This is a genomic window from Micromonospora sp. DT233, from assembly GCF_049841815.1.
Taxonomy (GTDB): domain Bacteria; phylum Actinomycetota; class Actinomycetes; order Mycobacteriales; family Micromonosporaceae; genus Micromonospora.
Genome location: NZ_JBNCLB010000001.1, coordinates 580204 through 593396 on the forward strand (window position 1 = coordinate 580204; position 13193 = coordinate 593396).

Consider the following 13193-nt stretch of genomic DNA (forward strand, 5'->3'; position numbering starts at 1 on the left):
ACCCCGGAGGTACGACAACCATGGCCACCCGCATCGACGCCACCGACGTGACCGCCTGGTACGGCACCGTCAAGGCGATCGAGGAGATCACCCTGACCGTCGAGCCGAGAACGGTGACCGCCCTGATCGGCCCGTCCGGCTGCGGCAAGTCGACGTTCCTGCGGTCGATCAACCGGATGCACGAGGTGCTGCCGGGGGCCCGGGTCGAGGGCGAGCTGACCGTCGACGGGCAGGACATCTACGCCCGCGACGTGGACGTCACCGCCGTCCGCCGAATGATCGGCATGGTCTTCCAACGCCCGAACCCGTTCCCCACCATGAGCATCTTCGACAACGTGGTGGCCGGCCTGCGGCTCAACGGGGTGCGGCGCAAGGCCGTGCTGGAGGAGGCTGCCGAGCGGGCGCTGCGCTCGGCGAACCTCTGGGACGAGGTGCGCGACCGCCTCGGCCGGCCGGGCGCCGCCCTCTCCGGCGGCCAGCAGCAGCGGCTCTGCATCGCCCGGACGATCGCGGTGCAGCCGCAGGTGGTGCTGATGGACGAGCCCTGCTCGGCGCTGGACCCGATCTCCACGGCGGCGATCGAGGAGCTGATCGCCCAGCTCAAGGACGAGTTCACCATCATCATCGTCACGCACAACATGCAGCAGGCCGCCCGCGTCTCCGACCGCACGGCCTTCTTCTCCATCGAGCGGACCGGCGACCCGGGCCGCCTCATCGAGCACGACGACACCCAGAAGATCTTCAGCAGCCCGGCGCAGCAGAAGACCGAGGACTACATCTCCGGCCGCTTCGGCTGAGGTGTCAGGAGGGCAGGTTGCCGTTACCGCCGAAGTTGGCGACCACCCGGCGTAGGACGTCGATCGCCACGGCGTACTCGTCGGGGGCGATGCCGGCGTGCACCCGCTCGTTGACCCGGGACGTGCGGTCCCGGGCCCGCAGCCGGCCGGCCTCGCCCGCCTCGGTGAGCGTGAACGCCCCGGCCTCCTCGGTCATCCAGCCGCGCCCGATCAGGTCGTCGAAGACCCCGCCGAAGTCGGTGTCGCGGTCGTCGTACGGCGTCAGCCGCTCGGCGAGCGTCGCCCGGCTCCATCTGCCGGGGTCGCCGGCCACGTGGTTGAGCGTCCACCAGTGCGGCTGGGTGAGCTGCTCGACGGCCAGTTCCGCCCGGATCGCACCCACCACCCGGCGGTAGGTCTCCCCGCTCCACCAGCCGATGGGCTGGGCGGCGAGATCCTCCCGGGCGTACTCCTTGATGTCCATTGGGCTCCCCTGCTCGTTGCCGGACCGGCACGCCCACGGTAGGAGTTGAAGCCGCCTTCAGGTCAAGGGCGCTCGGGGCATCGGGCGGTCAGTCGAGCACGAAGCGGGGCTCGCCGTCGGGCGGCAGTTCCAGGCGCGGGGCGACCGGGGTGGCGGCGTCGCGGGTGGCGGCGGCGCGGGCCACCCCCGCCAGGTCGCCGGCGGCGGCCACCTGGGCCAGCGTGACCTGGGTCGGCGGCAGCATGGTCAGCTCGCCGGCCGCCGCGCGGGCCAGGGCGTCCGCCGGGCGGACCCACATCGTGTGGTCGGCCTCCCCCGAGACGTCCCGGGTCCGCTGCCCCGGCGGCAGCAGGGCCACGAAGAAGTACGTGTCGAAGCGGCGCGGCTCGAACTCCGGGGTGATCCACCGGCTCCACGGCAGCAGCAGGTCCGACCGGAGGGTGAGCGAGCGCTCGGCCAGCAGGGCGGCAAAGCCCCGGCGGCGGGCCTCCAGGTCCTGCCGAGCGGCCTCCCAGTCGTCGCCGCTGACGTCGCCCACCACGGTCGCCGGGTCCGGGCCGGCCAGCAGCACCCCGGACTCCTCGAAGACCTCCCGGGCCGCAGCGCAGACCACCGCCTGCGCGGCGTCCGGGCCGACGCCGAGCCGCCCGGCCCACTGCGCCGGCTGCGGGCCGGCCCAGTCCAGGTGGGCCGCCGAGTCCGACGGGTCCACCCCGCCGCCGGGGAAGGCGTACACCCCGCCGAAGGTCATCGCGGCGACCCGGCGGATCACGTACACCTCGAAGTCGACGCCGGCCGGGCGGAGCAGCAGCACGGTGGCCGCGACCCGGGGCCGGGCCGGCGTGCCGCCCTCGGCGCGGAACCGGCGGGCGTGCTCGACCAGGGCCGGTGGGGCGGCGAAACCGGAACCATCGATCGTCATGCGTCGAGCCTAGCGGCGGTGGGACGCCGGCTCCCGGGGGCGTCGGGAGCGCAGCGGCGGCGGCTAGCGTGGGCGCATGACGCGTTGGGGAATTCTCGCCACCGGGCACATCGCCGGTCGCTTCGCCGAGGACCTGCGGCTGGTGCCGGGGGCCGAACTGGTCGCGGTCGGCTCGCGGACGCCGCAGGCCGCGCAGCTCTTCGCCGAGCGGCACGGCGCACAGCGGGCGTACGGCTCCTGGGCGGAGCTGGCCGCCGACGACGAGCTGGACGCGATCTACGTGGCCACGCCGCACGTCGCGCACCACGAGGCGACCATGACCTGCCTGGCCGCCGGCCGGGCGGTGCTGGTGGAGAAGCCGTTCACCCTCGACCTGGCCGACAGCACCGAGCTGGTCGAGACGGCCCGCGCCCGGGGGGTCCTCCTGATGGAGGCCATGTGGATGCGGACGAACCCGCTGATCCGGCGGCTCGTCGAGCTGGTCGCCGACGGGGCGATCGGGCAGGTCACCACCGTGCAGGCCGACTTCGGGCTGGCCGGGCCGTTCGCGCCGGAGAGCCGGATGCGGGCCCGCGCGCTCGGCGGGGGCGCACTGCTCGACCTGGGCATCTACCCGATCAGCCTGGCCCACCTGCTGCTCGGGGTGCCGCAGCAGGTCCGGGCCTGGGCGAAGATCGGCCCGGAGGGGGTGGACGAGAACACCGGCCTGCTGTTCGGCTACGACTCTGGGGCGGTGGCGACGCTGAGCTGCGGGATCGTCGGGGCCACCCCGGTGGTCGCCTCGATCACCGGCACCGCCGGCCGGATCGACCTCCCCGCGCCGTTCCTCCGGCCGCCCTCGGCGACCCTGCACCGGGCCGGGGCGGAGCCGGAGACGATCCCCGCCGACCTGACCGGCGGCGGATACCAGTACGAGGCGGCCGAGGTGCAGCGTTGCCTCGCCGAGGGGCTGACCGAGAGCCCGCTGGTCCCGCATGCCACCACCCTGGAGGTGATGGCGCTGCTCGACACGATCCGCGACCAGATCGGCGTGCACTACAAGTGAATGCGGAGGGCCCCCGGCCGGGGGCCCTCCGCACGCACCGCGTCGGTCGGTCAGCCGAAGATCGGGCGGACCAGCAGGTAGGTGAGGCAGGCGATCAGCGCCGCCGCCGGGAACGTGATGACCCAGGCGATCACGATGTTGCCGGCGACGTTCCAGCGCACCGCCGAGAGCCGTTTCGTCGCCCCCACCCCCATGATCGCCGAGGTGATCGTGTGGGTGGTGGAGATCGGGGCCTTGAGCACCAGGGCGTTGAAGTAGAGCACCGCGCTGGCCACGGTCTCGGCGGCGAAGCCCTCCGGCGGGCCCAGGTCGATGATCTTGCGGCCCAGGGTCCGGATGATCCGCCAACCGCCGGTGTACGTGCCGGCCGCCAGCATCGCCGCCGACGTCCAGAACACCCAGCCGGGGATGTGGCTGGTGCTCTCCTGGAAGCCACCGGTGTAGAGGGCGAGGACCACGATGCCCATGGTCTTCGCGGCGTCCTGCATGCCGTGGCCGACGGACATGGCCGCCGCCGAGGCGGTCTGCGCCCAGCGGAAGCCCCGGTTGAGCTTGCCCGGGTGCCCGTTGCGGAAGGCCCAGAGCAGCGCCAGCATCAGCACGTAGCCGAGGGTCAGGCCGATGATCGGCGAGATCACCATCGGCAGCAGGACCTTCTCGCCGATGGTGACCCACTGCACCACCCCGCCGGTGGCCAGCAGGGTCGCCCCGACCAGGCCGCCGAAGAGCGCGTGCGACGACGACGACGGCAGGCCGAAGTACCAGGTGACCATGTTCCATGCGATCGCGCCGAGCACCCCGGCGAAGACCACCCCCAGGCTCTCGATGCCGGTGGGGAGGGTGACCAGACCTTCGCCCACGGTCTTGGCGACGCCGGCGCCGAAGTGCGCGCCGACGAAGTTGCCGATAGCGGCGAGGCCGAGCGCGATCCGGGGTGTCAGGGCGCGGGTGGAGATGCTGGTCGCGATCGCGTTGGCGGCGTCGTGGAAGCCGTTGGTGTAGTCGAACACCAGGGCCGCCGCGATCACCGCCAGCACGGCGATGAGTTCCGGACTCACAGGATCAGGACTCCTTGACCGCGATGGTCTCGACGGTGTTCGCCACGTGCTCGAAGGCGTCGCAGGCCGCCTCCAGCTCGTCGGCGACCTCCTTGAGCTTGAGCACCGTCAGGGCGTCGTACTCGCCGGAGAAGAGGCGCACCAGCAGCATCCGGTACGCCTGGTCGCCCTCGTTCTCCAGCCGGTTGCACTCGATCCAGTAGTCCTCGAGATCCTTCATCGACTTCAGCCGGGGCATCGCCTCGGCGGTCAGCTTCGCCTGCAGGTCCAGCACGTTGACCAGCTCGTGCAGCTCGCGCGGCAGCGACGGCAGCTTGGTCAGGCCGTACAGGTAGAGCAGGTTCCCCACGGCCTCCAGGTGGTCCATCACGTCGTCGAGCAGGGAGCCCAGGCGGTAGATGTCCTCGCGGTCGAACGGGGTGATGAAGGTCGAGTTGATCTTCTTGTAGAGGTCGTGGGTGATCTGGTCGCTGTCGTGCTCCACCTCGGTCAGCCGCTCGCTGACCGACTGCACGTCCACGCCGGGCAGGGCCAGCTCGTTCAGCAGATCGGTGCCCCGCACCAGGTTCTGCGCGGCCCTGGTGAAGAGCTCGTAGAAGGCGCCCTCGGTGGGGCGGAAGGAAAACTTCACAGCCTGGACCTCGTCGTGTCGGTGGAAGGGCGGCGGACGCCCCAGGGATGCCCGCAGTGGGAATGCTAGGAAACGCCGGAACCACGAATTCGTCGGCCCACCCTCGGCCAGCCGCCATTTACTCGTCGTTCACCTGCCGTTCACCTTGCTCCGGTCAATCGCCGCACAACCGCCCACGCTCCGCCGCCACGTCGAAGCCCGCCGGCGGATACCCGAGATCCAGCTCGTCGAACGTCTCGCGGAGCAGGTGGGCCACCGCCCAGTCGCGGTACCACTTCCGGTCCGCGGGCACCACGTGCCAGGGCGCGGCGTCCGTGCCGCACCGGCTCAGCGCCTCCGCGTACGCGGCCTGGTAGTCGTCCCAGCGGGCCCGGGAGTCCAGGTCGCTCGGGTTGTACTTCCAGTACTTGGTCGGGTCGGTCAGCCGCTCCAGCAGCCGCTCGCCCTGCTCGGCGTGCGAGATGTGCAACATCACCTTGACCAGCCGCACCCCGGCGTCGGTCAGCTCCCGCTCGAAGGCGTTGATCTTGTCGTACCGGGTCCGCCAGGTGGCCTCGGGCACCAGCGACTCCACCCGGGCGATCAACACGTCCTCGTAGTGCGAGCGGTTGAAGATCCCGACGTACCCCGGCGGGGGGACCTCCCGCCGGATCCGCCACAGGAAGTCGTGCCGCCGCTCCTGCCGCGTCGGCGGCCCGAACGAGCGGATGTGCAGGCCGAGCGGGTTCATCGCGCCGGCCACCCGCTTGATCGTGCCGTCCTTGCCGCCGCAGTCCATCGCCTGGAGCACCAGCAGCACCCGCTGCGGCCGGCCCCGCCCCAGCTCCGTACCGCCGCTGGTCGGGGCGCTCGTCGGGGCCTGCGGCCCGGTCGCGGCCTGCGCGCCGGCGAAGAGCATCTCCTGCTGCCGCCCCAGGCCCGCGCCGATCAGCTCGACCTGCTGACGCGCCCACGCCTTGCGTGCGCTGCCCCGCCCCGCCACGGCCGGCAGCCCCGGCGTGGAGCGGGGATCGACCGCCCCCAGCTCCACCACGCCGCCGCCCACCCGCAGCAACTCCCGCACCGCGCCGCCCTCCGGCGGCACGACCTGCATCCCATCCGACGCGTCCATGAACGGATCATCACCCACGCCGCCCGCGCCCGCCCGGCGAGCCCGCAGACCGGGACGGCCGTCACCGCCAGGGGTGGCGTCGGCCTCAGACCACCAGCGCCAGCCACTTCCGGTACGCCGTGGCGAACGGCTCGGTGCCGTCGCCGAGCGCGACCAGCAGCCGCCGGGACGCCGCCTCGGCCTCGACGACCAGGTCGTCGGGGTAGCGGAAGCGCTGCCGGTGCTCGGCGAACTCGTCCTCGTCGCGCAGCTCCACCAGCCCGGTGCCCCGGCGGCGCACCACGTCCAGGTCCAGGTCGATCAGGTGGACCGTGTCGTCGCCCTCCCACCGGGCCGGGGTGGTGATGTCGCAGTAGACCTCGCTGGTGCGCGGCGGCGGGTTGAACATCCCCGTCCACCAGGCGTGATGCGGCACCAGCAGCACGAAGGGGATCCGCTCCACCGAGGGCTGCCCGTGGTAGATCGACTCGGTGCCGACCGGCACGCCCAGCCAGACGCCGAGGTCGTCGGTGGCCAGGCGGCGGGACGGATAGTCGCGGTGCGCGCTGCCGTCGTACTTGCGGTAGATCACGCGGACCACGTCGCTCGGCATGAATCGCACCCTAGTCGATACGGCCCATTTCGCGCGTGACGGAGGTAACGGGACCGGCCCCGGGGCAATCCGTAGCGTGACCCCGCGACACGGGACGGGGCGCGTCCGGTGTCGGCCTCGGCGGGTACCGTCGCACGGTGACTCTGCCCCGTACCGCCCCCGGTTCCGCCCTCCCCCGCAGCGCCCCCCGGCGGCGCGGCAAGCGGGCGAGCGCCGAGGAGCTGCTGGCGGCGGCGGTCGGCGCGGTCCCCGGCGGGGCCGCCCGCCCCGGCCAGCAGCAGATGGCCACCGCGATCGAGGAGTGCGTCGCCGCCCGCGAACACCTGCTGGTGCAGGCCGGCACGGGCACCGGGAAGTCCTTGGCCTACCTGACCCCGGCGCTGACCGTCGACGGCCCGGTGGTGGTCTCCACCGCGACCCTGGCGTTGCAGTCCCAGCTCGTCGACCACGACCTGCCCCGGCTCGCCGACGCGGTGGAGCCGGTGCTCGGCCGCCGGCCCACCTTCGCCGTGCTCAAGGGCCGGCACCACTACCTCTGCCTGGCCCGGCTGGACAACTCGACCGAGGACGAGCCCACCGACACCCTCTTCGACGCCGTGGAGCCCCGCTCCGGCGGCGGGGGCGGCAAGTGGCTCGGCGAGGCCGGCCGGATGGGCAAGCAGGTCCAGCGGCTGCGCGACTGGGCGCTGGAGACCGAGACCGGCGACCGCGACGAGCTGGACCCGGGCGTCGACGAGCAGGCCTGGCGGCTGGTCTCCATGCCGGCCCGCGAGTGCGTCGGGGCGTCGCGCTGCCCGTTCGGCGCGGAGTGCTTCGCCGAGGCGTCCCGGGCCCGCGCCCGCGAGGCCGACATCGTGGTCACCAACCACAGCCTGCTGGCCGTCGACATGCTCGCCGGCCGGCACATCGTGCCCCCGCACAAGCTGCTCATCGTCGACGAGGCGCACGAGCTGGCCGACCGGGTCTCCTCCGCCGCCCAGGCCGAGCTGCTGCCGGAGCTCATCGAACGCTCCGCCCGGCGGGCCCGGCCGCTGCTGCGCCCGGACGTCGCCGACCGGCTCACCGAGGCCGGCGGCGCCCTCGCCGCCGGGCTGAACGAGGTGCCCGCCGGCCGGCTCACCGCCGGGCTGCCCGGCCCGCTGCGCGAGGCGTGCACCCTGCTCGACGCGGCCACCCGGGCCGCCCTGGACTCCATCGGCGACGTGAAGTCCGACGACCCGGACCCGGTCGGCAAGTCCCAGGCCAAGGCGGTGCTCGACGAGCTCTCCGCCACCGCCCAGCGGCTGCTGGAGGAGGCCGACCACGACGTGGCCTGGGTGGAGAAGCCCGACAACGGCAGCCGCCGGGCCCTGGTGGTCGCCCCGCTCTCGGTCGCCGGCACCCTCGCCACCCACCTCTACGACGAGCGCACCGTCGTCGCCACCTCGGCGACCCTGGCGCTGGGCGGCCGCTTCGACACCGTGGCCCGCGCCCTGGGGCTGGACGCGCCGACGCCCGCCCCGCCGACGCCGGCCGCCGCCGCGCTGGCCGCCGCCACCGCCCGTGGCGACGCCCCGGCCGGCAAGCCGCCGGTGGCCGCCGCGCCGGGCAGCGGGGCCGCCACCGGGACCGTCCCGGCCACCGAGGGGCCCGGCTGGCGGTCGCTGGACGTCGGCTCACCGTTCGACTACGCCCGGCAGGGCATCCTGTACGTCGCCGCGCACCTGCCCCGCCCCAGCGTCTCCGGCCTGCCCGACGCCGCCGGCGAGGAGCTGCTGGCGCTGGTGGAGGCGCTCGGCGGGCGTACCCTCGGGCTCTTCTCCTCGCGGCGGGCCGCGCAGCAGGCCGCGGAGCTGCTGCGGGCGCGCACCGACCTGCCGGTGCTGCTACAGGGCGAGGAGTCGCTGCCGCTGCTGGTACGCCGGTTCCGCGAGGAGCGCTCGAGCTGCCTCTTCGGCGTGATGTCGCTCTGGCAGGGGGTGGACGTGCCGGGCGACGCCTGTCAGCTCGTGGTCATCGACCGGCTGCCCTTCCCGCGCCCCGACGAGCCGCTCGCGGCGGCCCGCGCCGCCGCCGTGGACGCGGGCGGCGGCTCCGGCTTCTCCGCCGTCAGCGTGCCGATCGCCGCCGTCCGGCTGGCCCAGGGGGTCGGCCGGCTGATCCGGGCCACCGGGGACCGGGGCGTGGTCGCGGTGCTGGACTCGCGGCTGGAGACGGCGCGCGGCTACGGCCCGTTCCTGCGCCGCTCGCTGCCCCCGTTCTGGTACACGACCCGGCCGGAAGTGGCCCGCGGCGCCCTGGAACGCCTCGCCAAGTCCTGACCCGCCTGCGGTTGCGGGCGGTCAGGGGGTCTTCGCGACGACCACCACGGCGTCCGGCGGAGTGTCCGGCACCGTACGCGCGGCCAGCCGGCGGATGGCCGTGTTGAGCACCGCGATGAGCGGCACCGCGACCAGCGCGCCGGTGATCCCGGCGAGGACCACGCCGGCGGCGATGCCGATGATCACCCCGAGGGGGTGGATGGCCACCGCCCGGCCCATGATCAACGGCTGGAGCACGTGCCCCTCGACCTGCTGCACGGCGATCACCACGCCCAGGATGGCCAGCGCCGTGACCGGGCCGCTGTCGACGAGCGCCACCAGCACCGCCACGCCGCCGGAGAGCGTCGCCCCGACGATCGGGATGAACGCGCCGAGGAAGATCAGCGCGGTCAGCGGGAACGCGAAGGGAATGTCGAAGACGACCAGGAAGATGCCGATTCCGACGGCGTCGATGAACGCGACCAGCACCGTGGCCCGTACGTAGGCGACGAGGGTCTCCCAGGAGGCCCGACCGGCGTCGTCGACCTTCCACCGGGCGGCCACCGGCAGCAGCCGGACCACGAAACGCCAGATGCGGCTGCCGTCGCGGAGGAAGAAGAAGGTGGCGAAGAGCACCAGCACGATGCCGGTCAGCACCTCGGCGAGGGTCGCCGCCGTGGAGACCGCCCCGCTGGTGAACTTCTCGGTGTTGTTGTTGATCCAGGCCTGCGCCTCGTCGATGTACCGGTTGAGCTGGCTGTCCGACAGGTGCAGCGGCCCGGTCTTCAACCAGTCCTGTATCTGCCGGACCCCCTCCGACGACTTCTTGCTCAGCTCTGGCACGCCCTGGATGAACTCGTTGACCACCAGCGTCAGCGTGCCGATGACGGCGGCCAGGCCGCCGACCACCACGACCGTGGTCGCCAGGGAGCGGGGGAAGCGCGCCCTGAGCAACCAGCCGACGGCCGGCGCGAGCAGCGCCGAGAGCAGCAGCGCGATGGCCAGCGGGATGATCACGATGCTGATGTTGGCGACGATCTTCAGCAGCGCCCAGAAGACGACCCCGATGACGATCAACCGCCAGGACCAGGCGGCGCCGATCCGCAGGGCGTGCGGGACGTCGGCGTCGTCGCGGCTGGAGGTGGATTGGTGCCTGTCGGCGGGCGGTTGGACACCGAACACGGTCGCCGACGACGCGGCCGCCGGCCCCGGCGAGGTCGGCGAGGCCACCCCGACCTCCCCCGGCGCGCTGCGCCCCGTCACCGCACCGGACGGACCGCCACGATCGATGTGGGTCTGCCGCATCGCGCCCCGACCCGACTCGTACGCGCGCCGAAGCCGTCCCCGCATCCGCTCGAAGCGACTCAAGCGCACCTCCCGCATAGACTCGACCCGCCCGCAGGACAGGGGTGACAGGATACGTCGGTCGACCTCGCAGCGGGGCGGTTCCACCACACATTGCCCCGGCCGACCCTGGCGTAACCACCGGCGGGACGGCCAGAGGCGACGGGGTACGGTTCCGGCGTGACCGCCGATGAGAACCTCGACGCCGGCCTGCCGATCCGTCTGCTGCACGACCGCGTACTGGTACGGACGGAGGGCAGCGAGGGTGAGCGCCGCTCCACCGCCGGCATCGTGATCCCGGCGACCGCAGCCGTGGGCAAGCGCCTGGCCTGGGCCACCGCCGTGGGCGTGGGCCCGCACGTCCGCTCGATCGTCTCCGGCGACCGGGTGCTCTTCGACCCCGACGACCGCTCCGAGGTCGAGCTGCACGGCCGGGGGTACGTCCTGCTGCGCGAGCGCGACGTGCACGCCGTGGCCGCCGAGCGGGTCGAGCAGGAGTCCAACGGCTCCACCGGCCTGTACCTGTAGCGCCTCCGGCCCGCACCTGTCTGTAGCGCTCCGGCCCGCCCTGGGCGGATCCCGGCCGCGCTCGCCACAGCCGGGTACGCCGAATTCGAGACCGCCGTAGCACCCCTCCCCGGATACGTCCCGGCTTCCGCCCTCGTCCACCCCGGTCGGCGGCCCGTCGTTTGCCGCTGCCCGCCATGGGAAGCCAGGCACGTCCAGGGCCCTGGGGAGGGATCGTGCCGGTGTTCGTGAAGAAGGTGTTCCTCTGGGGAAGCGTCGCGTTCCTGATCTACTTCGTGGCGTTCCGACCGGAGGGCGCGGCGCAGATGTTCAAGGCGATCGGGGCGGGCCTGATGGCGATGGCCGCCGGCGTCGGCGACTTCCTAACCGGCCTGATGACCTGACCGACCCGACCCGACCGACCCGACCCGACCGACCCGACCGACCCGACCGGCGACCGGCCCACGCTCACCAGCCTCGCCAGCCTCGCCAACCTAGCCGGAAATGATCAACCTAAATAGATCTTGGTACGAAATGACCCCTCCAGGGGCCATAATTCACCAAGATCTATTTGGCGTCCCGGGCAATGGAACGGATTTCTCACTATTCAAGGCGCCCGGGTTCGACGCCCTCGCCGCCGTCCCGGCAGGCACTCGCCGCCCTACCCGGCTACGGTCCGCCCTGCCCAGCGGTGCGACGACAGCACGTCCACGACGCGAAAACCCCTTCTCGCGCGGCGCGTCATCCCATCCCGGGGGGCCGGTGGCCGTGCCCGCCGGGCGAGCCGTACCCGCCGGATGAGCCGTGCCCCCCGGACGGGCCGTAGCCGCCCGGCGGGCCGTAGCCAGACGGGCCGTTACCGGACGGGCCGTAACCGGACGGCGGGCCGTAACCGGACGGCGGGCCGTAGCCGCCCGGCGGGCCGTAGCCCGGGTGGTGGGCCGGTGCCGGTGGGGTGAGCACCACCGGGATCGGCACGACCGGCTCGTCCGGGGCCTCGATCGGCCGGTACGAGCCGTCCGGGAACCGCAGGTGGTAGCGGTGCCCGTCCCAGCGCCCGACCGGGGCCTGCGGGTCCCGGCCGACGAAGAAGGACCGGTACGCGGTGATCGCGTCCAGCAGCTCCCGTTCCTCCCGGGCGGTCCGCTCCCGGTCGGCCGGCTTGCGATCCAGCCCTCGGCGCATCCCGTCGCGCAGCAGTGCCAGCCGGGTGGCGGAGAACTGGTACCCGCGCATCGCCTTGAGCCCCGCGTCGCCGGCCACCCGCCGGGCCCAACTCCGGGCGGCGTGCCGGCGGCCGAGGCTGCCCAGCGCCGCCACCTCCGGCGGGGTCAGCCAGGCCGCCCGCACGTAGTCGGGCAGGGTGCGCTCGGTCAGCCGGCCCTCCCAGGCGCGCAGCCAGATCGCCAGCCCGACCATGCCGAAGAAGATCGGCACCATCACACCGAGGTAGCCGTAGAAGACGATCATCACCTCGCCGGTGGCCTGGGCCAGCGACGGCAGCAGGTTCCAGGTGCCGTGCAGCATCATCGCCAGCAGCAGACCGGCGAGCGGGGCGAGGAACCGAACCCGGCGGTCGGCGGCTCGGGCGGCGATGCCGAGGCCCACCCCGGTCATCGAGGTGAACAGCGGGTGCGCGAAGCCGAACAGCAGGATCCGGACGATGAAGGTCAGGATGACCTGCCGGGCGCCGGTGGCCGGGCCGTACTCGTCGGCACCGGCGGCGTAGCCGTAGCCGCCCAGGTAGAGGATGTTCTCCACCATGGCGAAGCCCACCGCCGACAACCCGCAGTAGACCAGGCCGTCGGTGATGCCGGACCACTCCCGGCGGCGGAAGATCAGCAGCAGGATCGGCCCGAGCGCCTTGGTCAGTTCCTCGATGAACGGGGCGACCAGCACCCCGGTCAGCGCGTTGGGCAACCCCCAGTCGGCGAACTGGGCGGCGAAGAACTCGTTGACCGTCAGCGAGGCGGCCGTGGAGACGAACGCGCCCCAGGCGAAGCAGAAGACCAGGTACTTCAGCGGCTCCGGCTCGTACCGGTCGAGCCAGAGGAAGCAGGAGACCAGCACCGGCACCGGCAGGATCGCGGCGACGACGCCGATCAGCAGCGCCTCCGCCCCGAGGTTGGAGCCGAGCACGAAGAGCATGTAGACCGCGCAGGCGGCGATCAGCAGCACCACCAGGGCGAGCACCAGGATCCGTCGCCAGCCCGGCCGGCGCTGCGGCATCCGAGGCGCGGCCCCGCCGGGCGGGGGCGGGGCATCGGGCGCGTTCCAGGGTGGCGCAGCGGTGCCGCCGGGCGGGGTGTCGGCCATTCCGTCAGCGTAGTCACCTCGGGCCGACTGTTCCGGCCGCATCGGCCGGCCACCACCTCACCGACCGGCCACCGCGCCGCAGGCCGGCACGCCCGCGCGCCTCACCCCAGCAGGTACGTCCCACCTCA

General features: G+C 73.2%; 12 protein-coding genes and 2 pseudogenes. 6 read left to right on the plus strand and 8 right to left on the minus strand.

Annotation, left to right across the window (positions count from 1 at the left end; genetic code table 11):
- Nucleotides 1-20: 20 nt before the first annotated feature.
- The gene (pstB, locus tag ACLQ2V_RS02815; RefSeq protein ID WP_425716726.1) at nucleotides 21-797 is read left to right on the plus strand and encodes a phosphate ABC transporter ATP-binding protein PstB; all 777 of its coding nucleotides are present in this window, start codon (nucleotides 21-23) and stop codon (nucleotides 795-797) included.
- 4 nt (nucleotides 798-801) lie between these two features.
- Here the strand turns inward: pstB and ACLQ2V_RS02820 are convergent, their stop codons facing one another.
- Together ACLQ2V_RS02820 and ACLQ2V_RS02825 are read right to left on the minus strand one after the other, a co-directional pair.
- Nucleotides 802-1260, minus strand: coding sequence for a hypothetical protein (locus ACLQ2V_RS02820; protein WP_425716727.1), 459 nt, complete (start codon nucleotides 1258-1260; stop codon nucleotides 802-804).
- 88 nt (nucleotides 1261-1348) lie between these two features.
- Nucleotides 1349-2182 (minus strand): NUDIX hydrolase, encoded by an 834-nt coding sequence (locus ACLQ2V_RS02825; RefSeq protein ID WP_425716728.1) that lies wholly within the window; start codon nucleotides 2180-2182, stop codon nucleotides 1349-1351.
- Nucleotides 2183-2258: 76 nt separating this feature from the next.
- Here ACLQ2V_RS02825 and ACLQ2V_RS02830 point away from each other — a divergent pair, with 76 nt between their 5' ends.
- Nucleotides 2259-3227, plus strand: coding sequence for a Gfo/Idh/MocA family protein (locus ACLQ2V_RS02830; RefSeq protein ID WP_425716729.1), 969 nt, complete (start codon nucleotides 2259-2261; stop codon nucleotides 3225-3227).
- Nucleotides 3228-3277: 50 nt separating this feature from the next.
- Here the strand turns inward: ACLQ2V_RS02830 and ACLQ2V_RS02835 are convergent, their stop codons facing one another.
- From ACLQ2V_RS02835 to ACLQ2V_RS02850, 4 genes are all read right to left on the minus strand, one after another.
- Nucleotides 3278-4285, minus strand: coding sequence for an anion permease (locus ACLQ2V_RS02835; protein ID WP_425716730.1), 1008 nt, complete (start codon nucleotides 4283-4285; stop codon nucleotides 3278-3280).
- 4 nt (nucleotides 4286-4289) lie between these two features.
- Nucleotides 4290-4916 (minus strand): DUF47 domain-containing protein, encoded by a 627-nt coding sequence (locus tag ACLQ2V_RS02840; protein ID WP_425716731.1) that lies wholly within the window; start codon nucleotides 4914-4916, stop codon nucleotides 4290-4292.
- 154 nt (nucleotides 4917-5070) lie between these two features.
- Complete coding sequence (locus ACLQ2V_RS02845; protein ID WP_425716732.1) at nucleotides 5071-6027, minus strand: PPK2 family polyphosphate kinase; 957 nt, start codon at nucleotides 6025-6027, stop codon at nucleotides 5071-5073.
- Between the two features lie 85 nt (nucleotides 6028-6112).
- Complete coding sequence (locus ACLQ2V_RS02850) at nucleotides 6113-6619, minus strand: DUF402 domain-containing protein (protein WP_425716733.1); 507 nt, start codon at nucleotides 6617-6619, stop codon at nucleotides 6113-6115.
- A gap of 137 nt (nucleotides 6620-6756) precedes the next feature.
- On the opposite strand from ACLQ2V_RS02850, the pseudogene ACLQ2V_RS02855 reads away from it, so the two are divergent.
- Together ACLQ2V_RS02855 and ACLQ2V_RS02860 are read left to right on the plus strand one after the other, a co-directional pair.
- Nucleotides 6757-8118: pseudogene (locus ACLQ2V_RS02855) on the plus strand (ATP-dependent DNA helicase); the annotation flags it as partial.
- Between the two features lie 114 nt (nucleotides 8119-8232).
- Nucleotides 8233-8919 (plus strand): annotated as a pseudogene (locus ACLQ2V_RS02860) (ATP-dependent DNA helicase); the annotation flags it as partial.
- A gap of 21 nt (nucleotides 8920-8940) precedes the next feature.
- On the opposite strand, the gene ACLQ2V_RS02865 reads toward ACLQ2V_RS02860, so the two are convergent.
- Nucleotides 8941-10281 carry an AI-2E family transporter gene (locus ACLQ2V_RS02865; RefSeq protein WP_425716734.1) on the minus strand — a complete coding sequence of 447 codons (1341 nt, stop codon included), beginning with the start codon at nucleotides 10279-10281 and terminating at the stop codon, nucleotides 8941-8943.
- Between the two features lie 141 nt (nucleotides 10282-10422).
- Here ACLQ2V_RS02865 and ACLQ2V_RS02870 point away from each other — a divergent pair, with 141 nt between their 5' ends.
- Entirely contained in the window at nucleotides 10423-10770 is a 348-nt protein-coding gene (locus tag ACLQ2V_RS02870; RefSeq protein ID WP_425716735.1) for a GroES family chaperonin, read from the plus strand.
- A gap of 215 nt (nucleotides 10771-10985) precedes the next feature.
- Nucleotides 10986-11153: a hypothetical protein gene (locus ACLQ2V_RS02875; RefSeq protein WP_425716736.1), complete on the plus strand. Its 168-nt coding sequence runs from the start codon at nucleotides 10986-10988 to the stop codon at nucleotides 11151-11153.
- Nucleotides 11154-11490: 337 nt separating this feature from the next.
- On the opposite strand, the gene ACLQ2V_RS02880 is transcribed toward ACLQ2V_RS02875, so the two are convergent.
- Nucleotides 11491-13107, minus strand: a complete 1617-nt coding sequence (locus ACLQ2V_RS02880) for a PrsW family intramembrane metalloprotease (RefSeq protein WP_425716737.1) — start codon at nucleotides 13105-13107, stop codon at nucleotides 11491-11493.
- Nucleotides 13108-13193 lie beyond the last annotated feature (86 nt).

Excerpts from the sequence above, each read along its gene's own strand:
- ACLQ2V_RS02845 (WP_425716732.1), bottom strand. The coding sequence starts at position 6,027 with ATGGACGCGTCGGATGGGATGCAGGTCGTGCCGCCGGAGGGCGGCGCG.
- ACLQ2V_RS02830 (WP_425716729.1), top strand. The coding sequence starts at position 2,259 with ATGACGCGTTGGGGAATTCTCGCCACCGGGCACATCGCCGGTCGCTTC.
- ACLQ2V_RS02865 (WP_425716734.1), bottom strand. The coding sequence starts at position 10,281 with ATGCGGGAGGTGCGCTTGAGTCGCTTCGAGCGGATGCGGGGACGGCTT.
- ACLQ2V_RS02825 (WP_425716728.1), bottom strand. The coding sequence starts at position 2,182 with ATGACGATCGATGGTTCCGGTTTCGCCGCCCCACCGGCCCTGGTCGAG.
- ACLQ2V_RS02850 (WP_425716733.1), bottom strand. The coding sequence starts at position 6,619 with ATGCCGAGCGACGTGGTCCGCGTGATCTACCGCAAGTACGACGGCAGC.
- ACLQ2V_RS02880 (WP_425716737.1), bottom strand. The coding sequence starts at position 13,107 with ATGCGGCCGGAACAGTCGGCCCGAGGTGACTACGCTGACGGAATGGCC.
- pstB (WP_425716726.1), top strand. The coding sequence starts at position 21 with ATGGCCACCCGCATCGACGCCACCGACGTGACCGCCTGGTACGGCACC.
- ACLQ2V_RS02820 (WP_425716727.1), bottom strand. The coding sequence starts at position 1,260 with ATGGACATCAAGGAGTACGCCCGGGAGGATCTCGCCGCCCAGCCCATC.